Source organism: Rubricoccus marinus (assembly GCF_002257665.1).
GTDB lineage: Bacteria > Bacteroidota > Rhodothermia > Rhodothermales > Rubricoccaceae > Rubricoccus > Rubricoccus marinus.
Genome location: NZ_MQWB01000001.1, coordinates 3,250,587 through 3,272,671, shown reverse-complemented (window position 1 = coordinate 3,272,671; position 22,085 = coordinate 3,250,587). Strand labels below are relative to the sequence as shown.

Sequence of the window (22,085 nt, the reverse complement as noted above, 5' to 3'; positions counted from 1 at the left end):
ACGCCAGCCGCCCTCTGATCTCAACGCCGACCCGTTCCCGGGCCGGCGTTTTCTGTTTCTGCCATGTCCATCGCTCTCGCCTTCTCCGGAGGCCTCGACACCTCCTTCTGCGTCCCGTACCTCAAAGAGGAGACGGGCCAGGAGGTCCACACCGTCACCGTCGACACCGGCGGCTTCTCCGGCGAGGAGAAGCGCCAGATCGACGCGCGCGCGAACAGTCTCGGCGCCGCGAGCCACACGATCATCGACGCCAGAGGCGAACTGTGGAGCCGCGTGCTTCAGTACCTCGTCAAGGGCAACGTGCGGCGTGGCGGCGTGTACCCGCTGTGCGTCGGGCCGGAGCGCGTGGTGCAGGCCGAGGCGCTCGTGAACGCGGCCAAAGACCTGGGCGCGAACGCCGTCGCCCACGGCTCGACGGGCGCAGGCAACGACCAGATCCGCTTTGACGGCGCGCTCCGCCTCCTGGCGGACGGCCTGGAGGTCATGACGCCCATCCGGTCGCTCCACCTCTCGCGAGAGGCTTCCACGGCCTACCTCCAAGAGCGCGGCTTCGCCGTCGAGGCCAAGACGACGGACTACTCGGTCAACGCCGGGCTCTGGGGCACGACCATCGGTGGCAAGGAGACGCACCGGCCCGACGGCGTCCTCCCCGAGGAGGCGTGGGTCGATACGGTCGCGCCAGAGGCGGCACCCGACACGGCCCGGCCTCTGGCGATCGGCTGGGAGCAGGGCGTTCCGGTCTCGCTCGACGGCGAGGCGATGGAGCCTGTGGCCCTCGTCGAGACGCTCAACCGCATCGGCGCCGAGCACGGCGTGGGGCGCGGCGTCCACGTCGGCGACACGATCCTCGGCATCAAGGGCCGCGTGGCGTTCGAGGCGCCAGCCGCGGCGATCCTGCTGGACGCGCACCTCGAACTGGAGAAGGTGGTCCTCACGCACCTCCAACTCACGCACAAGGCCGGGCTGGGCGATCTCTACGGCCGCCTCGTCCACGAAGGCCTCTTTTTCGACCCTCTGGCGCGCGACTTGGAAGCCTTTCTGGACTCCACGCAGCAGCGCGTGACGGGGACGACGCACACGAGCCTCTACAAGGGCACCGCCCGCGTCCTCGGCGCCAGCAGCCCCTACAGCCTCTTCGACGCCGGCGCCCGCTACGGCGAGGACAGCGGCCTCTGGGACGGCCGAGACGCCGAGGGCTTCGCCCGCATCTACGGCATCCAGGCTCGCCTCGCCGCCCGCGCCTCTGGCGAGGAGTAAACCGAAATACGTACTGCGTAAGGGCGCCTCTGGCGGCTCCGCAGCAGCGCGCATCCCCGAGCCGATTTCGCGTGCCACGACCGGGCACCCTTACGCATTCCGCATCACGCAGTACACGACCATGACCACCGTCACCGCCGACCACGTCGCCTCCTCCACCGGGCCGTGCGCGCTCTCCGCATCGGCGCGCGTCTCGCCGTACGTCGTGGCCGAGGAGGGGTACTGCCTCGCCGTCCGCGCGCTCGCGGACAAAGAGGTGTACAACCAGATCGAGGGCGCCGATGGCGTGTTCCGCACGATCAAGAAGGGCGAGATCCTGCTCGGGGCGCTGGGCGAGCGGCAGGCGCTGAAGGGCTACAGCGGGCGCATCCCGCGCCAGATCACGCCCGGCGACACGCTCCACGTGCTCAACATGGGCGGCATCCTCGGGCTCTGCCCGGCGGATCACCCCGACCTCGGTCCGGCGCTCCCGGTCGAGGTGCTCGGTGCGGTTGTCCACGGTGAGCCTGCGCGGCACGCGCGGATCCAGGAGCACGCGCTCGAAGCGCGCGAGCACCTCTCGGAGTCGGCCCCGCTCGTCTTCGTGAGCGGTACGGCGATGAACACGGGCAAGACCTTCGCTGCCGCCGCGCTCGTGGAGGGCCTCACCGCCAGAGGCTTCCGAGTGGCCGCGGCCAAGCTGACGGGCGCTGCGCTCCAGCGCGATGTCCGCGCGATGACGGCCGCTGGCGCCGTCTGCTCCGCGTCGTTTATCGAGGCCGGGCGCGTGGCGACGACCGGGCGCGAGGTCATCGCGACAGCCAAGGGCATCATCGCGCACCTCAACGGCTGCTCACCCGATGTGCTCGTCCTCGAACTCGGCGACGGCATCATCGGCCCCTACGGCGTGGACGGCATCCTGCGCGACATGGAGCTTCAGCGGCTCACCGCCGCGCACGTCCTGGCAGGCGCCGACCTCGCGGGCGTCTGGGCCGCGGACCAGATCTTCCGCAACCAGTACCGCTCGGAACTCGCCGTCGTCGTCGGCCCCACGACCGACACGGAGGTGGGCCGCCGTCACATCCAGACCGCCCTCGGCGTGCCCGCCGTCAACGCCCGGTCGGAGCCCGACCACCTCGCTGCGCTCGTGGCCGACGCCGTGCGCGACATGGCCGCGTGGCAGCGCACCCCGCACGCCCAGGCCGCTGGCGGCCTGCGCCGCGCCGTCCCCGGCTTGGGCACCGCGCTCGCGGACTGACCGCCTCTGGCGCCAGAGGCCTCTGGCGCTACCGCGCAAGCGTGTAAACGCAGGCGTGCGCAAACAGGGGGTGTATGCGATACGCCCCGACGATTTTGACCCCGTCCGGGCGTATCGCATACGCCCCTCCTCCCAGCCGACCGCCGCATGACCCACGACCTTAAATGCATCGCCATCCTGCACGGCGCGGGCTACGCGGGCGGCGAACTCGCGGCGCTGCTGCTTCGGCATCCGCACGTCGAGATCGCCGCCGTCACCAGCCGCAGCCACGCGGGCGAGCCTCTGGCGAAAGCGCATGCCCGGCTGCGCGGCACGACCGACCTGACGTTTACCGCGCCAGAGGCGCTCGACCCTTCGGGCGTCGACGCCGTCGTCGTCTGCGCCGAGCACGGCAAAGGCGCAGCGGCCGTCCACGCGCTGCGCGAAGCGGGCTTCGAGGGCCTCATCGTCGATCTCTCGGCGGACCACCGCCTGGCGCAAGAGGCATACGACGCGACGTATCCAGCGCCGCACCCGCACCCGGAGCAGATCGCCGATGCTGTTTACGGCCTCGCGGAGGTCAACCGCGACGCGATCCCCGGCGCCACGCTCGTCGCCAACCCCGGCTGCTTCGCGACCGCGATGGCGCTCGCGCTCTGGCCTCTGGCGGGACGCGCGGGGACCGCGCACATCACCGCGTTCACGGGCGCCAGCGGCTCGGGCGCGCGGCCTTCGCCCACCACGCACTTCCCCACGCGCGACGGCAACGCCCGCGCCTACCGCCCCTTTGCGCACCGGCACCAGCCCGAGGTGGAGCAGGTCGTGGGCGACGCGATGCAGATCCAGTTCGTGCCCGTCTCGGCGCCGTGGACGCGCGGCATCTGGGGCACGGCGCACGTCGCGCTAGACGCGCCTCTGGCGCCAGATGCCGTCGCTACTCTGTACCAGGAGGCGTACAGTGGCGCGCGCTTCGTCCGGCTCTCGCCAGAGGGGCTCCCGGAGCTCTTGCCGGTCGTCGGCACGCCGTTCTGCGACATCGGCTGGGTATCGGACGGCGACGCGCTGGTCGTCGGCTTCGCGCTCGACAACCTCCTCAAGGGCGCGGCCTCCCAAGCCGTCCAGAACCTCAACCTCGCGCTCGGGCTCCCCGAGACGGCGGGGCTCCTGCCGTGACGCCAGAGGCCTCTGGCGCCAGAGGCGCGGGCCCACCAGCACGGGTCCACCAGCGGGGGCGTCACCAGCGCGGGCGTATGCGATACGCCCCTACGATCGAATCCTGTTTGCTCCTCGGCGTCTCGGCTGATCTCAACTCGGAGCCGCAAGGCCCGCGAAACGCACCATGAACTCGGAACTCGGAACTGCACTTGACCCCCTCGCGCTCGAAGACGCGACCACGCTGCCGACCTACGCCAAGCCGCCTCTGGCGCTCGTGCGCGGCGAGAACGCGACCGTCTGGACGCACGACGGCCGCGAACTGCTCGACCTGTATGGCGGCCACTGCGTGGCGCTGCTCGGCCACTGCCCGCCGCGCGTCGTCGAGGCCATCCGCCACCAGGCCGGCGAGCTGCTGTTTTACTCCAACGCCGTCTACAGCCCCATCCGCGCCGAGGCGTCGAAGCGGCTCGTGGACATGGCACCCCCAGCCCTCACGCACGTCTTCTGGTGCAACTCGGGGACCGAGGCCAACGAGGCCGCGCTCAAGCTCGCGCGGACGGTCACGGGCCGCTCACGCATCGTGGCCATGACCGAGGCCTTCCACGGCCGCACGCTCGGCGCGCTCGCCACGACCTGGGGCGACGCCTACCACGAGCCCTATCGCGCGATCCTGCCCGAGACGACCTTCGTCCCCTTCGGCTGGGAAGGCGCCGTCGACGAGGCCCTCGCCTCTGGCGACGTGGCGGCTGTCATCCTGGAGCCCATCCAGAGCATGGCGGGCATCACCGAGGCGCCCCCGGCCTACTACCGCGCGCTCCGCGAGATCTGCGACCGCCACGGCACGCTGCTGGTATTCGACGAGGTCCAGACCGGCGTCGGGCGGACGGGCACGTTCACCTACGGCGAGCACATAGACGTGACGCCGGACATCGTGACGCTGGCCAAGAGCCTCGGCGCGGGCGTCCCCGTCGGCGCCGCGCTGGTCAACAGCCGCGTGGCCGATACGGTCAAGTCTGGCGACCAGGGCACGACGTTCGGCGGTGGAATGCTCGCGATGGCAGCCGTCCACGCCGCGCTCGGCCAGATCGCCGACGAGAACCTGATGGACCGCGCGCTCGAACTCGAAGCGGCCTTCCGCAAGAGGCTCGAAGGGGCCTCTGGCGTCGTCGAAGTCCGAGGCCGCGGCTGCCTGCTCGGCGTCGAACTCGACCGCGCCGCGAAGCCTGTGGCCGCCGCCCTGCGCGACGAACACAGCATTATGGTCGGCACCTCCAAGCACCCCCACACGCTCCGCCTCATGCCGCCGCTGACCACGCCTCTGGCGGCCGCCGCCGCGTTCGCCGACGCGCTGGACGCCGTGCTGAACGAGTCGTGATGCGCGATGCCTCGGACCGCGCCTAGCGCCAGAGGCCACCGCCGACTCAACCGACCGACCTCACGCATCCCGAATCCCGCATCATGCCCAACCTCACCTCCTGGTCCGACCTCCCTGACGACGTCTGGCAGCACTGCCTCGGCCGCGCCCGCCACTTCCGCGACACCCGCGAGTGGACCTCTGGCGCGAAGGGCAAATCCATCGCGCTGCTGTTCCTCAACCCGAGCCTGCGGACCCGCGCGAGCATGGAGTTGGCCGCGCATCATTTGGGCGCCGCGCCCGTCGTGATCACACCGGGGCAGGGCACGTGGGGCCTCGCGTGGGGCGAGGACGCGATGACCGGCGACGCCGCGGAGCACGTACACGAGGCCATCGGCGTCCTTGCGCGCTATGCGGATGCTATCGGCGTGCGCACGTTTGCGTCGCTCACCGACTACGACGCCGACCAGTCCGACGCCGCGCTCGGCGCGATCGTGGAGGCCTCTGGCGTGCCGGTGGTCAACCTGGAATCGGCCAAGTGGCACCCGTGCCAGGAACTGGCCGATGCGGCGGCGATCACGGAGACGCTGGGCGACCCGCGTGGCAAAAAGCTCGTCCTCTCGTGGGCGCCGCATCCGAAGGCGCTCCCGCAGGCGGTCCCCAACTCGGCGCTGCTCATGGCGGCGAGGCTCGGGATGGAGGTCGTCGTCGCCCGCCCCGAGGGCTTCTCGCTGGGAACGGACGTGATGGACCTCGCCAAAAAGACCGCCTCGCTCTCGGGCGGCAGCGTGACCGAATCGGCCGATCAGGACATCGCATTCGCGGGCGCCGACATCGTGTACGCCAAAGCGTGGAGCGGCGCGCTCGTCTACGACAACCCAGAGGAGGAGGAGTCCCGCCGCCTCGCGCGCATGGACGACTGGCGCATCACGAACCGCCTCATGATGCAGACCGACCGCGGCCACTTTATGCACTGCCTCCCCGTCCGCCGCGGCGTGGTCGTAGACGCCGAGGTGCTGGAGTCCGAGGACGCCATCCACTTGCTCCAAGCCGAGTACCGCCTCCACGCCCAGAAAGCGATTCTGGAGTGGGTCTGGGGGATGGGTTCCGAGTCCTGATCGCCCCTTCTTCCGAGTCGCCTCTGGCGCTCTCGTTTTTCGCCAGAGGCCTCGCCTGAAGGCTCTCTCCCCTACGGCCCCAACTCGGAACTGTGAACCCGGAACTCGGAACCACGATCATCAAGCTCGGCGGCGCCGTCGCAGCCTCGCCAGAGGCCTGCGCGAGCCTCTGGCGCGAGGTCGCGACGATCGGCGGGCCGGTCGTGGTCGTCCACGGCGGCGGGCCACAGGCCACCGACCTGGCGCGGCGGCTGGGGCACGAGCCGCGCATCGTCGCCGGGCGGCGCGTGACGAGTGACCTCGACCTCGACGTGGCGCTGTACGTCATGCGCGGGAGCGTCAACGCGCGGCTGGTGGGCTCGGCGAAGGCCTCTGGCGTAAACGCCGTAGGCGTCAGCGGCGCCGATGGCGGGCTGGTCGGCGTCGTGCGGAGGCCGCCGCGCGTGATCGACGGCGAGACCGTCGACTTCGGGCACGTCGGTGACGTGGTCGGCGTGGACCCTGCGCTGCTAGGGGCGTTGCTCGGCGCTGGCTTTACGCCCGTCGTCGCGAGCGTGTGCGCCGACCGCGAGGGCGACCTGTACAACGTCAACGCCGACACCGTCGCGCTCGAACTCGCCGTCGCGCTCGGCGCCGCGCGCCTGATCCTCGTCGCCGAGGCCTCTGGCGTCCGCCGCGACGCGGCCGATCCGTCCACGCTGATCTCGCGCCTCACGCCAGAGGCCATCGCGGCAGGTGTAGAAGCGGGCTGGATCGCGGGCGGGATGCGGCCCAAGCTCGAAGTCGCGCGCGAGGCGCTCAGCCGGGGCGTGCCTGAAGTCCGCGTGACATCGCCCGATGCGGTCTCGGACGCCACCCGTGGCACCACCATCGCGCCAGAGGCATGACCGACGTTCTAAGGCTCCACCACGACCTCGTCGCCATCCCGTCCATCAGCCGCGACGAGGGCGACGCCGCCGACTTCGTCGAGGCCTTCGCGAGAGAGCACGGCGCGGCCTCTGGCGTGTGCGTCGAGCGCAGCGAGCACAACGTCTGGTTCACGCTGGGAGACGGTGACGATGTGCTCATCCTCGCCTCGCACCTCGACGTGGTCCCGCCGAGCGACGGCCACCCGTTCGACCCGTTCACGCCGACCGTCCGCGGCGGAAACGTCTACGCCAGAGGCGCGGTCGACGCGAAGGCCTCTGGCGCCGCGATGCTCGCCGCGCTCTTGGATCTCGCCGCGAGCGGCTGGACGCCAGAGGCAGGACGGCTCGTCGTCGCCCTGACCGCGTGCGAGGAAGTCGGCTCCGATGAGAACGGGCTGGACTACCTCCGCCGCGAGGCGCCCACGTTCCCGACGCCCAGCGCCGCGCTCGTCGGCGAGCCGACCGACCTGCGGCCGTGCTTGGCGCAAAAGGGCCTGCTCGTGCTCCGCTGCACCGCCAGAGGCCGGACGGCCCACGCCGCGCGCGCGCACCTCGGCGTCAATGCCCTGACGGTCATGGCGCGCGACCTCTTGCGCGTAAGCGAGATGGAGATCGGCGCCGACGACCCGTTCCTTGGCCGCCCGACCGTGACCGCGACCGTGGCCTCTGGCGGAGGCCCCCGCAACGTCGTCCCGGACGAGGCCACGTTCTGGCTCGACGTCCGCTCCACGCCCGGCGCCTCGCACCCGCAGATGGCCGAGGAGATCGCCGAGCACCTCGAAAGCGAGGTCGCGATCCACTCCGCGCGCCTCGTGCCGTGTGCCACCTCGCCAGAGGCCAGGATTGCCCGCGCCTCTGGCGACGCGCTACGCGCACTCGGCATGGACGCCGAGCCTTTCGGCAGCCCGACCGCCTCGGACTGGGTGTTCCTCGCCGACGTGCCCGCGGTCAAGATCGGGCCGGGCGACAGCCGCCTCTCGCACACGCCGCAGGAGCACGTGCCGCAGGCCGAGATCGTCCGCGCTGTCGCCGTCTACCGCGCGATCGCCGAGTCCTACTTCTCGTGACGCCAGAGGTCCGCCCTGTGTCTCCGCGCGAAACTCACCTCTGGCGCCGCGGTTGTCCCGCAACCCCTCTTCCGGTCCCCATGCACCGCCTCGCGCTCTGCTTTCTCGCGCTCCTGCTCGCCGCCTGCGGCGACCCGCTTCCCGAGCACCTCGCGCCAGAGGACGACCTGACCGACGCCTCGTGGGCCCTGCTCGATCAGGACTCTTCGGCGGTCGCGTTCCCGGCCGATCTCGCCGGCCGGCCCGTCGTGCTCACCGCCGTCTACACGCACTGCCCGGACGTGTGCCTGATGACGATGGCGAACATGAACAACATCCGCAAGGCGCTCGGCCCCGACACCTCGCGCGTGCGCTTCGCGACCGTCACGTTCGACCCCTCGCGCGATACGCCCGCGGCGCTGAACGCCTATGCGCGCTCGTGGAACACCGGGCCGGACTGGAAGCTGCTCACCGGCAGCGAGGCCGAAATCGCGAGTCTGATGGAGCGCATCGGCGTCCGCTACGAAATCTCGCGCCGCGACACCCTCGCCTCTGGCGAGGCGACCTACTCCATCAGCCACACCGACAAGGCGCTCCTGCTCGACGCCAGAGGCCGCGTGGTGGAGACGTACGGCGGCAGCGCCGCCCTGCCAGAAATGGTTGCCGAGGACGCCCGCGCGCTCCTGGCCGCTGGCGCATAACCCCCCGATCCCCGCCAACATGACCCGCTCACTTTTCGCGCTCACGCTCGCCCTCGCGCTGAGCGCCTGCCAGACCGAGACGCCCGAGCCCGCCCCGTCCACTGATGCGACGCCAGAGGCCTCTGGCGCCGTGGCCTCCGGGTCCGTCTCGGTCTCGGACCCCTTTGTGACCGCCACGCCTGCCGGCGGGACCGGAGGTGTGTTCATGACGCTCACAGGAGGCGCCATGCCCGATACGCTTGTCGATGCGCGCTCCACCATCGCCGAGCGTGTGGAGGTCCACGAGACGTACGACGCCGGGGACGGCCTGCGCGGGATGCGCCTCGTCGAGAGCGGCATTCCGGTCGGCGTCGGGGAAACCGTGCGTCTCGCGCCCGGCGGCTACCACGTGATGTTGCTCGGCCTCGCGGACGAGCTCGCCGTGGGCGATACGCTGGAGATGGAGGCGGTCTTCGCCCGCGCCGGCGCCGTGCAGGTCCGCGTGCCCGTCGTTACGCTGGACCGCGTGCGCGAGGCGATGTAGCGCCTCTGGCGCCAGAGGCTAGCGCGGGATGAGCAGCAGCGCCTCCTGCCGCCCGTCGATGTAGCGGACGGTCTCGCCGTCGAAGAACGCGTCCTCTTCCAGCATGAACCGGACGCGCTGGCCGCCCCACTCCGGGACCGCCATCGCAACGTTGAGCTCGATGGAGTGCGCCGTGTTGGCATAGAGCGGGTAATCGCCGTTTCCGGGCACGCCGCCCTGCTGGTCCCACAGGCCGATCGTCGGCCCGGCGGCGTGGCCGTGGAGGCCGATAGGGTGCGTGTAGATCGTCGCGTCCAGGTTCTCGGCGCCAGAGGCTTGGAGCGCGTCGGCCAGGATCTCGTTGCCGGTCTTGCCTCTGGCGAAGGCGCCGGTCAGCAGGTCCTGCACGCGGTTGGCGGCGCGGAGGCCCGAAACCAGCCCTGCGGGCGCCTCAGTCTCGCCGGGGCGGAGGACGTAGGCCATCTGCTGCGTATCGGTCATGAGCCCGAGGTACGAGATCCCGAAGTCCACCCACACCAAGTCGCCGGGCTGGATCACGTTGGCGTCGGGGCGGGCGGAGAAGTCGCCCTCGGCGCGGGCACGGTCGCCAGAGGCCCCGGCCGCCTCTGGCGCACGCTGCACGCTCACGCCGGGGTGGAACCACGTTGTCAGCCCGAGCGCGCGGACGCGGTCGCGGTACCACCATGCGAGGTCGTCGGTCGTGGTCACGCCGGGCGTGATGGCCTCGCGCGAGAGGCCGGCGTGGATGATGTGCCGCGCGAGGCCGACGATGTGCGGGTACGTCGCCATCTCCTCCGGCGTGCGCGTCTCCAGCCAGCCCACCGCGAGGTTCTCCGCACCGACGAGCCTCTGGCGGAACGGATCTGACAGCGCCGCCCGCAAGGCCCGCTCCTCGGACGCGCTCAGGCCGTCCGCCAGCGCGAACGTCTCCGACGTGTTGATCCCGATGCGTTGCGGATCGCGCTCGGCGACGATCTCGGCCACGCGCGCCCACTGGTCGGGCTGCGCTTCCGGGTCCCAGGCGCGTGGGAACGGCCCCACGTCGTACCGCGCGACGGCCAAGCGCTCTACGCGCTCGCCGTCGTCGTGGAAGACCAGAACCGTGCGGCGCCGCGCGGCCAGCCACGTGGCGGGCAGCATCGTGGAGATCACCGGGTCCTCGTTGTACTCCCGCGCCGCGATGATCCACATGTCGATCCCCTCGCGCCGCATCAGTGCGGGCACGATGGCCTCCAGCCGAGCGTCCAGCCACCGGTCCATCACGGCGGCGCGCTCGCGCATGGGCAGCACGGACGGGGCCGCCTCTGGCGGGGTGGCCTGTGCGAAGGCCTCTGGCGCCAGAGGCGCGAGCAGGAGGAGAACAAGGAGAAAGCGGATCACGAGCGGCATGGCGAGTTCGCGCCAAGGGTAACTCTCCAGAGCCGCTCGCGTAGCCGCCGTTCCCCCCGCCAGAGGCCCATGTCCCGACTGCTCTCGCTGACCGCGCTCGCGTGGCGCACGCTGCTCCAGCACCCGCTCCAAACGTTTCTGTCCACGCTCGGGCTCGTGATCGGCGTGGCGTCCCTCGTGGCGATCCTCTCGCTCGCGGACGGCCTGGAGGAGTTCGCGCGCGAGCAGATCTCGTCCACGACGGACCTCCAAAGCATGTACGTGGACGCGCGGGAGTACGAGATGGTAGACGGCGTCGCGATCCGCCGCGACAGCGCCGTCGTGTTCGGTGACGCCGAGGTGGCCGCGCTCGTGGCGCACCTCGGGCCCGATGTGCGCGGCGGGTTGCGCCAGAGCCGGTCGGTCCTCGTGGAGCAGGACACGCTCCGCACCGCGGCCCGGCTCCACGTGGCTCAGCCGCTGATCTGGGAGTTGGCAGAGGTAGAGCTCGCAGCGGGCCGGTCGCTGACGGCGGAGGACTCCAACGCCGTCGTCGTGAGCGCGCCTCTGGCGGAGCGATTGGGCGGCGCGGAGGCGGCGCTCGGGCAACGCTTCTCGGTCGGTGGACAGGAGGCCGAGATCGTCGGCGTGAGGGATGAAGAGACGCCGGCGGTGTACGGGGCGTGGGCGCTCGCGGCGCCAGAGGCGTCTACGCTGGTCCTGCACGTGGCGCAGGCCGAGAACGTGAGCGAGACCACGGACCGCGTGCGCGCATGGCTGGACGAGCAGTTCCCGCAGGGCGCCGAGGGCTTCACCATCGCGACGGACGAAATGCGGACCGAGCAACTCGCCAAGGGGATGCTCATCTTCAAGCTCGTAATGGGGTTCATTACCGGCATCTCGGTCGTCGTCGGCGGCGTGGGCGTGATGAATGTGCTGCTGATGACCGTGACGGAGCGCACGCAGGAGATCGGCATCCGCAAGGCGACAGGCGCGCGCCGGCGCGACATCGTGGCGCAGTTCCTCGCCGAGGCCGTCATGGTCTCGGCGGCGGGGAGCGCGGTCGGTCTTCTGGCGGGGCTCGGGATCGTGTTCACGGCCGTGCCCATTATCCGCAGCCTCGCGGACGACATGCCGTTCCGCGCTGGGTTCTCGCTAGGCAGCCTGCTCGTCGTCGCGGCGGTCGCGGTCCTCGTCGGACTCGTGTTCGGCACGTACCCGGCGTGGCGCGCCTCGCGCCTGAGCCCGGTAGAGGCCATCCGGCGCGACTAGCCTCTGGCGAGCAAGCTTTCGGCGGTCGAGCCTCTGGCGCCAGAGGCCTAGCCCAGCTCGAAAAAGCGCCGGATGCGCTGCAAGAGCGAGGCCTGCGTGGTCGGCCCCTCGGTCTCGGCATCGGCGCGCGCGAGGGCGTCGGCGCGCTGGTCCAGGCGGAGGCTGGCCTCGGCGGCGAGGGCGTCGGCGAGCGCCTCGTTCTCGGCCAGGAGCAGCTTCATCTCCGCGCGCCGCACCTCGATGAGCTCCACCTCGCCGATGGCGCGGGCGTCGGCCGAGCGCGGGTCCCCGGTCAGGAGCGACATCTCGCCGATGACCTCGCCAGAGGCCACCTCGGCCACGCGCACGCGGCGGCCGTCCTCTTGCGGCAGGCGGATCTCGACGCGGCCGCGCAGGACCACGAACATGCTCCCGCCCTCGCTGCCGGCGCGGAGGATCGTCTCGCCAGGGCCGTACAGCAGCGTTCGCGCGCCGCGGGCGAGCCTCTGGCGCTCCTCCGCCGCCAGAGGCGCCAAGAGCGGTATCTCGCCCAGCCAGCGGGCGCGCTCCTCCACGGGGTCCTCCTCCGCCGGCGCTGCTGGCACGTACGGCACCTGCACCTCGTGGGGGAAGGGGATGGAGATGTCCTCGCGCGCAAAGGCGTACCACACGCGCTCGCGCACAAGCGCGTCCACGCTCGCGACCCGGAAGTAGTCGTCCACCCAGTAGAGGAGGTCGTACGTGATGGAGGAGTCGTCGAACGAGGCGAGGCGCACCTGTGGCGCGGGGCGCTCCGAGATCCCGGGAACGCCCACAATGGCGCTCAGGACGACGCGCCCGATCGTCTGCGGGGGCGTGCCGTACGGCCCGGAAAGAGGCAGCAGTCGTCGGACGGTCTGGCTGCGTCCGAAGACCTCCACGGGCTCTCGCGCGATCAGCGCGTTAGGGATCACGACGCGCGAGTCGTTGACGGTTTTTAGCGTCGTCGCTCGCCAGTTGAAGGCCTCTACGCGGCCTGTCTGCCCGTTGGCCTCTAGCACGTCGCCCAGGCGGAACGGCTGCTCGATCTGAAGCGAGATGCCCGCGAAGAAGTTGCCCAGCGTCTCCTGCAGCGCGAGGCCGAGCACGACCGACGCGACGGCGCTCGTCGCGATGGCCCCCGTCAGGCTCTGCCCAAACACGCCGCCCGCGATGAGGAGCCCCAGCACGAAGTACAGCACCATCGCCACGACGGCGTGAAGCAGCGCGGGCGCACGGTGCCCCTGTGAGCGGATAAACAGCGCGTCCAGCACGAAAAACCGGACTGCCTGCACGCCCAGCACGCCCGCGGCGGTCAGGAACGCGGCCAGAAGCCACCGCTGCGCCGCCGTAGCCGTCAGGCCGTGGTCGGCCGAGGCGAAGACGGCCTCTGGCGTGAGCGCGTAATACGCGGCGTACGCGATACCCAAAAGGACCGCGAACAGGAACGGGAGCCGGAGCGAGCGGAGCGGTCGGGTCATGTGCACGCAAGATGCGCCCGGGCGTGCCCCCGCGCCAGAGGCCTAGCCCTCGCTTTCCTCGCGCGCTCGTGCGCGCAGCCGCGAGAGGTGCCGGCCGAACTGCCGCATCACGAACAGGTGCGCCACGGCCTGCGTCAGCCGGTACAGTCCCCACGGGAGCCTCGGCGCGAAGTCGTGGATCGCCGCGATCAGGCACCGGCCGTCCAGGACCGAGCGGAACTCCAGGCGCGCGCGCGATCCCGCCTCGGCGTCGTAGAGCAGGCCGCCCGTGACGTAGAACAGCGCGCGGTCCGGGTGGCTCCGGTCCGGCGAGTACGTCAGCTCCAACACGGGCTTGGGCAGCGGCGTGGCGTAGAACCGGGCCGTGACCTCGCCAGAGGTGGCGTCGGCTTCGAGGCTGGTGTCACCTCGGGCGCGGTGCGGGCTCTCGCCAGAGGCTTTGACGCGGACGCGGATGATGGGGCCCGCGAAGTCGTCGAGCCAGCGCATGTACTCCATGCCTGCCCACTGCGCCGTCCGCCCGGGCGGGAGGTCGAAGCGCTGAACCGATCGGACCAGTTGGGCGCTCTTGATGGCGCGGTCGTCGGACTTGCGGTGCGAGCGCCGCGGATCGGGAAGGAGGCGGCTGTCCTCGTCCAGAGCGCCGTCCAGGGCCTCCTCGAACGAGAGCGCCTCTGGCGCGATGGCCTGCTGCACGGGGTTGTCCGTGACCACCATGTCGTGCCGGAGGCTGGCCACGAGCGGCCCGGCGAGGGCGCGCGGGCTTCCGGTGATAAGGCTGATCCACAGCGTGGACAGCTTGGGCGTGATCACGGGCACGCCCACCATGGGACGCTCGAAGCCCATCACGTCGGCGGCACGCTGCATCATCTCGCGGTACGACATCGGGCTGGGCCCGCCGATGTCGAAGTGCCCCGTGCACGCCTGTGGCGCGTCGAGCACGAGCCGGATCGCGCGGATCACGTCGCGCAGCGCGATGGGCTGCGTGTCAGAATCAGTCCACGAGGGGAGGACCATCGCGGGCAGGCGGCGGACGAGGTTGACGAGGATGCCGAGCGACGAGCCCCCCGGCCCGATCACGAGCCCGGCGCGGAGCGTCGTAACCGGCGTGGCGTGCGCACCGAGCGTCCGCTCCACTTCCCAGCGGCTGCGGAGGTGGCGCGAGAGGTCGTCCGTCTCGGGCGGCAACAGGCCGCCGAGGTAGATGATCTGCCGAAGCCCGGCGGTCTCGGCGGCTCGCGCGAAGTTGTCCGCGAGCACGAGGTCGAGGTCCGCGAACGTGCCCTGCGTGAGCCGCGAGGACGGCAGCATGGAGTGGACGAGGTAGATCGCGATGTCCACGCCCTCCAGCGCCTGCTCCAGCTGGAGCAGCGAGTACAGGTCGCAGTGGCGCCACTCCACGGGATCGCCCGGCTCGCGCTGCGCCGCTTTGTTGGGCGAACGCGTCAGCCCGACCACGCGGTAGTCCTCAGCGAGCGACTCGCGCAGGGCCGCGCCGACAAAGCCTGTGGCCCCCGCAATCGCGACGGTGAGGCGGGAGTCCAGCATGTCTCGGCGAGGGGAGGGGAGCGCCCCTGGCGCGAGGCGGGCTCCGGGTACAAAAAGCGCCTCTGGCGCGGACGCCAGAGGCGGGAAACGGGCGACGCCAGCGTTTAGCGGCGGCGCAAGATCAGCGCGAGCCCTCCGAGGGCCGCGAGCACTGCGGCACCGTAGAGCACCTTGCGTGGGACCGGCGGCGGCGTGACCTCGACGGGTACGCCGAGCGCACGCGAGATCAGGCCGGGTTCGGCTTCGGAGCCGATGCGGCCTACGGCACGGCCCCCGACCTGGACTTCGACGTCCACGTCGTGATCGCGCAAGAGGCCCGCAAGCGTCCGCACGAGGTCTGCGCCCGGGCGGTGTGCGCGCATCACGCGCCACGCCGTTTGCGGCTCGTCTACTTCGATGACGACGCGTTTTCCCTGGCCCCTGACCGCGACGGGGTGGCCGTCTACGGTCAGGTCCAGGTCGGCTTCGATGTGCAGCGGGCGCCGCACTAGTTCGAGTTGAGCGCGCCGCCGTGCTCCTCGTCGCGGGTGCGGATGCGGAGCGTGCCACTCATCTTCCAATCCGCGTGGGTGGCGTTCTTGCCTGCGCCGCTGGGGACGGAGACGTTGAAGTCCTCGAAGGTGTACTCGATCACCGCGCCGCGGCCGGTGAGCTTGTCCCAGAGGCCAATGGCCAGCTCGGGCCAGGTCTCAGTGTGGCCGATGGGGGTGTCGACTTTGTCGGTGGCGTCTGCCATGTCGGAAATGCGTTGGTGAAGGGGTGTCTCTCACCAGTCCTGGGCGCGCGCTGTTTCTCGATCTCACCGCCGCAGCGCCTTCGAGGGTTTTCCCTATGGCACGCGTCGGCCGTCCCCTCTGGCGAGGTCATGCGGCGGCGCGCCAGAGGCCCCGGTAGCCAACCGCGAGCGTGGCCAGCCGGGCAGCCATAAACGCGGTGATGCCCCACCACACGCCCGCCAGCCCGAGGCCCAGCGGGAGGACCAGCGCGATCACCGCGCAGCCCACGAGCGCGGACACGCACATCGCGAGGGCGAGAAAGCGGAAGCGCTCGGCGCCCATGAACACGCCGTCCCACACGAACACGAGCGCGTTCAACGGCTGCATCGCGGCTACAAAGGGGAACAGCATCGCCACGCCAGAGGCCACCTCGGGGTCGTCCGTGAACAGGCCGATCAGCCACGGTCCCCCGAGCCAGAACGCGATGCCGAGCGCGGCGCCGGTGACGAGCCCGAACGCCAGAAGCCGGTCGGAGACCTCGCGGGCCTTCGCCATTTCGTCCATGCCGCGGTAGCGCGCCACTAGCGCCTGCCCGGCGACCGCGAGGGCGTCCACGACCAGCGCGAGGAACAGCCACAGCTCACGCGCCACCTGGTGCGCCGCCACCGCCCGCGTGCCCAGCCGCGCGGCGACGGCAGTCGCGAACGTCAGCGTGCCCACCAACAGAGCCACCCGCAGCGCGAGGTCTCCCCCGATCTGCACGAGCGGCCGGATCACGGCCCACTGCAGCCTCTGGCGCCGGACCGGCGGCGCGGTGCGCGTGCCGCGCAGGAGGAGCCACACGAACACGCCCGCGCCAGAGGCCTGGGCGATCACCGTGGCCCACGCGGCCCCGGCGAGCCCCCAGCCCAGCCCGAAGATGAGCAGCGGGTCGAGAACGAGGTTGACGAGGTTGAGGCCGAGCGTGACCCACAGCGGCGTCCGCGTGTCCTGCGCGCCTCGGAACGCGCCGTGGCCCACCATGATGACGAGCACGGCCGGCGCGGCCAGCGCGCGGATCCGGAGGTACACCAGCGCCTCGTCCAAGAGCGCGCCAGAGGCGCCCATCACGCGCAGAACGGGCACGGCGAACACCTCCAGGGCCGCCATCGCGAGAAGCCCGGCGCCGAGCGCGAGCGCCAGCGCATGCCACACCAGCCGGCTCACTTCGTCGCCTTCGCCTCTGGCGTGGGCGCCGGCTACGAGCGGCGTGGTCCCGTACGCGAGGAAGTTGAACGCCAGGAACGCGAACCCGAACACAGCAGTGCAGACCCCGAGCGCCGCCAGAGGCACGACGCCGGTCTGCCCCACGAACGCGGTGTCGACAAGCGACACCAGCGGGTCTGCCGCCAGCGCGCCGAGCGCGGGGACGGCGAGCGCGGCGATCTCTCGGTCGGTGGGGCTCAGGCGCATAAGGAGGCCAGAGGCCTCTGGCGGCGGCACAAAAAAACGGCCGCCACGCACGAAGCGCGGCGGCCGTCCGGGGTGGAGCATAGCGGAGTCGAACCGCTGACCTCCTCGCTGCCAGCGAGGCGCTCTACCAGCTGAGCTAATGCCCCGGCAGGACGACAAAGGTAGGCCTCTGGCGCGGCGCGCGTCAATGGACACAGCGCGAAGACGAACGGGACCCCGGGTGGAGAGCCTCTGGCGCGCGCTTCGGCCGGCCTCTTGCGCCGGTAGATTCCGCGAGCCTCGCCTCTCTCCGATCCCACCATGCCCCTCCCGTTCACCGTCGCCAAGTTTGGCGGCACGTCCGTGGGCACGCCCGAGCGCGTGCGCGGCGTGGTCCGCCTCACGCCAGAGGCGGGCTCCGAGCGCCGCGTGGTCGTGGTCAGCGCCTTTGGGGGCGTCACCGATGACCTCCTGGCCGCGATCCAGCACGCCGTGGACCGCACGGGCGAGCACCGGGACCGCTTGGGATCCATCCGCAAGCGGCACACCGACGCGCTCGCTGTCCTCACGCCAGAGGGCGAGCGCGGGCCTCTGGCGGAGCGCCTGGACGCCATCTGGACGCAGGTTGGTGAGCTTCTCGATGGCGTCTCGCTCCTGCGCGAGTGCACGCCACGCGTCCGCGCGGCCATTATCACGGCCGGCGAGCGTGCCAGCGCGCCGCTCGTAGCCTCGGCGTTCCGCGCCGCAGGCGTTGAGGCCGTGGACCTGGACGCCAGCGGCCTCGTCCGCACAGACGCGCGCTTCGACGAGGCGACCGTGGACATGGAGGCGACGCGCGAGCTGGTGCGCGAGGCGTTCGAGAACGTGCCGCCAGAGGCCGTCGCGGTCGTGACCGGCTTCGTGGGGAGCACCGAGGACGGCGTGCGGACCACGCTCGGCCGCTCGGGCTCGGACTACACCGCGACCATCCTCGGCGGCGCGCTGGACGCCCGCGAGGTCGTGATCTGGACCGACGTGAGCGGCGTGCTCTCCGCCGACCCGCGCATCGTGCCCGAGGCGTTTACGCTCCCGCGCCTGAGCTACGGCGCCGCGGCTGAGCTCGCGCACTTCGGTGCCAAGGTGCTCCACCCGCGGACGATGCGGCCTCTGGCGAACGCGCGCATCCCGCTCCGCATCGCCAACACCCTCGCGCCAGAGGACGCCGGGACGACGGTCGGGCCGATGGACGACGCCGGGCCGGGCCGCATCGACGCCGTCACGGCGGTGCGCAGCGCGGCGCTCGTGCGCGTGACCGGCACGGCGTCTCTGGAGGTGCCGGACCTCGCCGCCCGCGTGTTCGGGCCTCTGGCGGAGTCCGAGATCCCGGTCTTTCTCGTCGCGCAGGCGTCGGCGGAGGGCAGCCTGTGCCTCGCCGTCCGCGAGGCCGACGCCGCACGCACCGTGGCGACGCTGCGCCAGAGGCTCGCGAGAGAGATCGAGCGCGGCGACGTGCTGGGCGTGGAGGCAGAGGGCGGGGCCGCCGTGGTCGCAGCCGTCGGGGCGCACCTCGAAGGCGCGCCGGGGCTGGCCGGCCGGCTGTTCGCCACGCTCGGGCGCGCCCACGTCAACGTCCGCGCCATCGCGCAGGGCGCCAGCGCGCACACCATCTCGTGCGCCGTCGCGGACGCCGACGCCGTGGCGGCCATCACGGCCTTGCACGAGGCGTTCGCGCTGAGGCGGATCCGCGCCCACGTCGCCGTGATCGGGGCGGGCACGCTGGGGCGGCGCCTCTTGCGCCTTCTCGGCGAGCGGCAGGACGCGCTGCTCGCCGGTGACCTCAACCTCCGCCTCGTCGGCCTCGCGAACTCCTCGCGCCTGCTCCTCGACCCGGCCGGGCTGGAGCCCAGCACCGCACCGGATGCTCTCGCAGGGGCGCCAGAGGCCGACCTCGATGCCGTGGTGGAGCGCCTCGCGGGGGCCCGCGTCGAGCGTCTCGTCGTGGTCGACGCCACGCCGAGCGGGGCCGTCGCCGCCCGCCACGCTGACCTGCTCCGCGCGGGCGTAGCCGTGGTGACGCCCAACAAGGCCGCGACCGCGATGCCTCTGGAGGCGTGGAGGCAGACGCACGCTGCCGCCCGTGAGGGCGAGGTCCCGTACCTCTACGAAGCCGCCGTCGGCGCCGGCCTCGGCGTCGTGGCCCGCCTGCGCGATCTGGTGCGGACCGGCGCGCGCGTGCTCGCCATCGAGGGCGTGCTCTCGGGCACGCTCTCCTACGTGCTCACGCGGATGCGCGCGGGCGCCCGCTTTTCCGAGGCCGTGCGCGAGGCCCACGAGGCGGGCTACACCGAGCCGGACCCCCGCGAGGACCTCTCGGGCCGCGACGTCGCGCTCAAGCTTTCGCTGCTCGCGCGCGAGGTCGGGCTGGACGTCAACCCGGAGGACGCGCAACTGGAGAGCCTCGTCCCCGACGCGCTCCGCGGCGTGCCCCTCGCCACGTTCTGGGAGCGCCTCCCGGAGTCCGACGACGCCTGGGCCGAGCGGATCGCCGCCGTCGGCGGGGGCGAGGTGCAGTACGTGGGCCGCCTCGCCGAAGGCGGCGCGATCCGCGCCGGCGCCGAGGCCGTCCGCGCCGAAGCCGGCTCCCTTCTCGCCGCGCTCCGCCCCTCCGAGATCGCCATCGTGGTGCACACGGAGCGGACCGGCGACCACCCCATCTTTTTCCAGGGCCCCGGCGCCAGCGCCGACGTGACCGCCGCCGTCCTCCTCGCCGACATCGTCCGCGCCGCCGAACTCATGCGGTAGCCTCTGGCGCCAGAGGCCCCCACCCCGAACAACAGAATGAAGCTCGCATTGGTAGGAACCGGCCGGATGGGCCAGGCCGTCGAGGCCGTCGCGCTGGAGCGCGGCCACGAGATCGTGTCGCGCTTCGACGAGGCGCGCCCCCTTCTGGACTCGCGCGATCCCGAGACGCTCCACGGCGCCGAGGTCTGCATCGACTTCACCGCGCCCGATCTCGCGCTCGACCACTTGCATCAGTACGCCTTCTGGGGCGCCGACGCCGTCGTCGGCACGACGGGCTGGTACGACGACCTCCCGAAGGTGGAGGAGTGGGTCGAGGAGGGCCAGAACGGCGTGCTCTACGCGCCCAATTTCTCGCTCGGCGTCGCGCTCGTCGTCCGCGCGCTCCAGGGCATGCTCCCGCTTCTAGACGAGCTGGACGACTACGACGCGTGGGTCCACGAGCTCCACCACACAGGCAAGGTGGACAGCCCGAGCGGGACCGCGCTTCACCTCGCGAACACGCTTCTGGCGGGCCTCTCGCGCAAAACGCGCGTCGAGCCCGAGACGCAGCACGGGGCGATCTCGCCAGAGGCGCTCCACGTCAGCAGCACGCGCGCGGGGCACATCTTCGGCGAGCACACCGTGGGGCTGGACAGCGCCGTGGACCAGATCACCGTCACGCACCGCGCCAAAGACCGCCGGGCGTTCGCCTCTGGCGCCGTGCGCGCGGCCGAGTGGGTGCGTGGCAAGACCGGCCTGTTCACGCTCGACGACATGCTGGAGGACTGGGGGCCGGTGGGGAGTCGCCAGTAGGGAGTGGCAGAGCGCCAGAGGCCTCTGGCGCCAGAGGCGAACCCGCGGCGGCGGCTCCGCGTCCACGGCGCGATCTTGCCCCGCACCTTTTCTACTCCCATGGGACCGTCCCGCCAGATGCTCTTCCGCGGCATCGCGCCCGCGCTCGTCACCCCGTTCGACGCCTCGGGCGCGATCGACGAGGCCGCGTTCCGCCGCATCATCGACTTCACCATCGACGGCTCCGGCGGCCACGCCGGCGTCGAAGCCCTCGTCGTGCTGGGCACGACGGGCGAGAACCCGACGGTCACGCACGACGAGCGCAAGAGGCTCGTCGACCTCGCGCTGGAGCACACCGCCGGGCGCGTGCCCGTCATCGTCGGCACGGGCACGAACAACACCGCGCAGTCGGTGGCTTTCTCGCAAGAGGCGGCGGCCTCCGGCGCGGACGGCCTGCTCGTCGTCGGCCCGTACTACAACAAGCCGACGCCAGAGGGCGTGCGCGGCCACGTGAGCGCCATCGCTGACGCGACGGACTGCCCCATCGTGCTGTACAACGTGCCCGGCCGCACGGGCTCCAACCTCACCGCCGAGACCACGCTGATGGTGGCGGAGGCGGTCCCGAGCGTGGTCGGCGTTAAGGAGGCCAGCGGCAACCTCAACCAGGTCGCGGACATCCTCGCGCACCGGCCCGAGGGCGTCGCCGTCTATTCCGGCGACGACGACCTCACGGTCCCCATGCTCGCGCTCGGTGCCGACGGGCTCGTAAGCGTGATCGCCAACGCCGTCCCGGGCGCCATCAGCGAGATGGTCCGGCTGGGCCTCGCGGGCGAATTCGAGGGCGCCCGCGTCCTCCACTTCCACCTTCTCGACGCCATGCGCGCGAGCTTCCACGAGGCCAACCCCGGGCCCGTCAAAGCCGTCCTCGCCGAGATGGGCCTGATGGAGAACGCCCTCCGCTTGCCTCTGGCGCCGCTCTCGGACGCCGCAAGAGGCGGCGTGATGGACGCGTACCGCTCCCACTTGGCGCCCCCTGCCACCACCCCCGCCGCGCGATGAAAACGTCTACCCCTGCCGAGTCGCTGGAGAACTACCTCGCCGCCTGGAACGCGACCGACGCCGACGATTGCTCGGCGCGTCTCCTCGCCGGCTGCGCGCCCGATGTCGTCCTTCTGGACCCCAACGCCGAGCGGCCGCTGAACGGCTGGGCTGCCGTGGCCTCCCACATCGCGTACTTCCGCGAGCGCCACGGCCACCGCATGGAGCCCACGGGCCACATCGACGCGCACCACGGCGTTTGCCGCCTCCCGTGGCGCTTAGCTGATGGTGACGACGTGCACTCCACCGGCGTCCTGATCGCCGATGCCGCGGGGGACGGCCGCCTTCAGCGCATCCTGCACTTCGTGGACGCGCCCGCTCCCACGCCCTCCGCGAACTAGCCT

The 22,085-nt window shown here is 71.6% G+C and carries 20 protein-coding genes and 1 tRNA gene; 14 read left to right on the top strand and 7 right to left on the bottom strand.

Annotated features, from left to right (window positions below):
* The first annotated feature begins 63 nt into the window (after positions 1–63).
* From BSZ36_RS13850 to BSZ36_RS13810, 9 genes are all read left to right on the top strand, one after another.
* Positions 64–1,257 carry an argininosuccinate synthase gene (locus tag BSZ36_RS13850; protein ID WP_094549960.1) on the top strand — a complete coding sequence of 398 codons (1,194 nt, stop codon included), beginning with the start codon at positions 64–66 and terminating at the stop codon, positions 1,255–1,257.
* A 121-nt stretch (positions 1,258–1,378) separates the two neighbouring features.
* Positions 1,379–2,494: a hypothetical protein gene (locus tag BSZ36_RS13845; protein WP_179271201.1), complete on the top strand. Its 1,116-nt coding sequence runs from the start codon at positions 1,379–1,381 to the stop codon at positions 2,492–2,494.
* A gap of 147 nt (positions 2,495–2,641) precedes the next feature.
* Positions 2,642–3,646, top strand: coding sequence for an N-acetyl-gamma-glutamyl-phosphate reductase (gene argC / locus BSZ36_RS13840; protein ID WP_094549958.1), 1,005 nt, complete (start codon positions 2,642–2,644; stop codon positions 3,644–3,646).
* A 166-nt stretch (positions 3,647–3,812) separates the two neighbouring features.
* Positions 3,813–5,003: an aspartate aminotransferase family protein gene (locus BSZ36_RS13835; RefSeq protein ID WP_094549956.1), complete on the top strand. Its 1,191-nt coding sequence runs from the start codon at positions 3,813–3,815 to the stop codon at positions 5,001–5,003.
* Between the two features lie 83 nt (positions 5,004–5,086).
* Positions 5,087–6,100: an N-acetylornithine carbamoyltransferase gene (locus tag BSZ36_RS13830; RefSeq protein ID WP_094549954.1), complete on the top strand. Its 1,014-nt coding sequence runs from the start codon at positions 5,087–5,089 to the stop codon at positions 6,098–6,100.
* 92 nt (positions 6,101–6,192) lie between these two features.
* Positions 6,193–6,987, top strand: a complete 795-nt coding sequence (gene argB, locus BSZ36_RS13825) for an acetylglutamate kinase (RefSeq protein ID WP_218827672.1) — start codon at positions 6,193–6,195, stop codon at positions 6,985–6,987.
* Positions 6,984–8,075, top strand: a complete 1,092-nt coding sequence (locus BSZ36_RS13820) for a M20/M25/M40 family metallo-hydrolase (protein WP_094549952.1) — start codon at positions 6,984–6,986, stop codon at positions 8,073–8,075. Before argB ends, BSZ36_RS13820 begins: the two co-directional genes overlap by 4 nt.
* A gap of 80 nt (positions 8,076–8,155) precedes the next feature.
* Positions 8,156–8,755 carry an SCO family protein gene (locus tag BSZ36_RS13815; RefSeq protein ID WP_094549949.1) on the top strand — a complete coding sequence of 200 codons (600 nt, stop codon included), beginning with the start codon at positions 8,156–8,158 and terminating at the stop codon, positions 8,753–8,755.
* Positions 8,756–8,774: 19 nt separating this feature from the next.
* Positions 8,775–9,278, top strand: a complete 504-nt coding sequence (locus tag BSZ36_RS13810; RefSeq protein ID WP_094549947.1) for a copper chaperone PCu(A)C — start codon at positions 8,775–8,777, stop codon at positions 9,276–9,278.
* A gap of 18 nt (positions 9,279–9,296) precedes the next feature.
* On the opposite strand, the gene BSZ36_RS13805 is transcribed toward BSZ36_RS13810, so the two are convergent.
* Positions 9,297–10,658 carry a M24 family metallopeptidase gene (locus BSZ36_RS13805; RefSeq protein ID WP_218827671.1) on the bottom strand — a complete coding sequence of 454 codons (1,362 nt, stop codon included), beginning with the start codon at positions 10,656–10,658 and terminating at the stop codon, positions 9,297–9,299.
* Positions 10,659–10,736: 78 nt separating this feature from the next.
* Here BSZ36_RS13805 and BSZ36_RS13800 point away from each other — a divergent pair, with 78 nt between their 5' ends.
* Positions 10,737–11,918 (top strand): ABC transporter permease, encoded by a 1,182-nt coding sequence (locus BSZ36_RS13800; RefSeq protein WP_094549942.1) that lies wholly within the window; start codon positions 10,737–10,739, stop codon positions 11,916–11,918.
* A 47-nt stretch (positions 11,919–11,965) separates the two neighbouring features.
* On the opposite strand, the gene BSZ36_RS13795 is transcribed toward BSZ36_RS13800, so the two are convergent.
* The 6 genes from BSZ36_RS13795 to BSZ36_RS13770 form a co-directional block, all read right to left on the bottom strand.
* Complete coding sequence (locus BSZ36_RS13795) at positions 11,966–13,396, bottom strand: mechanosensitive ion channel family protein (RefSeq protein ID WP_094549940.1); 1,431 nt, start codon at positions 13,394–13,396, stop codon at positions 11,966–11,968.
* A 42-nt stretch (positions 13,397–13,438) separates the two neighbouring features.
* Positions 13,439–14,944: an NAD-dependent epimerase/dehydratase family protein gene (locus BSZ36_RS13790; protein WP_218827670.1), complete on the bottom strand. Its 1,506-nt coding sequence runs from the start codon at positions 14,942–14,944 to the stop codon at positions 13,439–13,441.
* A gap of 104 nt (positions 14,945–15,048) precedes the next feature.
* Entirely contained in the window at positions 15,049–15,432 is a 384-nt protein-coding gene (locus BSZ36_RS13785) for a hypothetical protein (protein ID WP_094549938.1), read from the bottom strand.
* On the bottom strand, positions 15,432–15,680 hold the full coding sequence (locus BSZ36_RS13780) for a hypothetical protein (protein ID WP_094549936.1): 249 nt from the start codon (positions 15,678–15,680) through the stop codon (positions 15,432–15,434). The genes BSZ36_RS13785 and BSZ36_RS13780 overlap by 1 nt, the downstream gene beginning before the upstream one ends.
* A gap of 127 nt (positions 15,681–15,807) precedes the next feature.
* Entirely contained in the window at positions 15,808–17,193 is a 1,386-nt protein-coding gene (locus tag BSZ36_RS13775; RefSeq protein WP_218827669.1) for an MATE family efflux transporter, read from the bottom strand.
* A tRNA-Ala gene (locus tag BSZ36_RS13770) sits at positions 17,186–17,258 on the bottom strand. The genes BSZ36_RS13775 and BSZ36_RS13770 overlap by 8 nt, the downstream gene beginning before the upstream one ends.
* 154 nt (positions 17,259–17,412) lie before the next feature.
* Between BSZ36_RS13770 and thrA the strand changes: the two genes are divergently transcribed.
* The 4 genes from thrA (at position 17,413) to BSZ36_RS13750 (ending at position 22,082) form a co-directional block, all read left to right on the top strand.
* Positions 17,413–19,872: a bifunctional aspartate kinase/homoserine dehydrogenase I gene (thrA, locus tag BSZ36_RS13765; protein ID WP_094549934.1), complete on the top strand. Its 2,460-nt coding sequence runs from the start codon at positions 17,413–17,415 to the stop codon at positions 19,870–19,872.
* A 36-nt stretch (positions 19,873–19,908) separates the two neighbouring features.
* Positions 19,909–20,664, top strand: a complete 756-nt coding sequence (gene dapB, locus BSZ36_RS13760; RefSeq protein ID WP_094549932.1) for a 4-hydroxy-tetrahydrodipicolinate reductase — start codon at positions 19,909–19,911, stop codon at positions 20,662–20,664.
* 99 nt (positions 20,665–20,763) lie between these two features.
* Positions 20,764–21,702 (top strand): 4-hydroxy-tetrahydrodipicolinate synthase, encoded by a 939-nt coding sequence (dapA, locus tag BSZ36_RS13755; protein ID WP_094549930.1) that lies wholly within the window; start codon positions 20,764–20,766, stop codon positions 21,700–21,702.
* Positions 21,699–22,082 (top strand): nuclear transport factor 2-like protein, encoded by a 384-nt coding sequence (locus BSZ36_RS13750; protein ID WP_094549928.1) that lies wholly within the window; start codon positions 21,699–21,701, stop codon positions 22,080–22,082. The genes dapA and BSZ36_RS13750 overlap by 4 nt, the downstream gene beginning before the upstream one ends.
* Positions 22,083–22,085 lie beyond the last annotated feature (3 nt).